This window comes from Gemmata algarum (assembly GCF_034097035.1).
In the GTDB taxonomy this organism is placed as follows: domain Bacteria; phylum Planctomycetota; class Planctomycetia; order Gemmatales; family Gemmataceae; genus Gemmata; species Gemmata algarum.
In genome coordinates this window covers 1-460 of the sequence record NZ_JAXBLV010000135.1, presented here as the reverse complement: position 1 = coordinate 460, position 460 = coordinate 1, and the positions used below count along the sequence as shown (strand labels likewise).

Genomic DNA, 460 nt, shown 5'->3' with positions numbered 1-460 from the left:
AGGCCAAGTCGATCGGCCCGGCGTCGGCGAACGTCGCCCGCCGTATCCCACCCACGATGTGCGACTCGTAATAACGGAACCAGAACTCGCCGCCGTCCGCCCCGCAGTTCACGGCGTAGTGCTCGGCGAAGAAGATGGTGTTGGACAGGCCGTCCGTGACGGACCGGTCCAGGTACGGGGTGCCCTGAAACACCTGCGCGTTCCCGGCGTAGCTGCTGATCGGGTGCGTGGCCACCTCGCCCGTCAGATCGGCGGCCGTCGGGTCGAGCGGGCAGACGAGGATTGGCACCCGGTGGGTCCGCGCGTACGTGTCGCTTCGCTTGACCCCCCCGACCTCGACGTAGGGGAGCAGGGCGAAGAAGATGTTGTCCTCGGTGGTCTCGGCGCCGACCGGCCGCCCGTCGGCCCGTGGGAGGCGGCCGTTGCTCGCCGTGGACCAGTTGTGGAGGCCGAGCCCGAG

At 69.6% G+C, this 460-nt stretch carries 1 pseudogene; it reads right to left on the bottom strand.

The features are described 5' to 3' along the window. Positions 1-460: pseudogene (locus R5W23_RS11770) on the bottom strand (hypothetical protein); the annotation flags it as partial.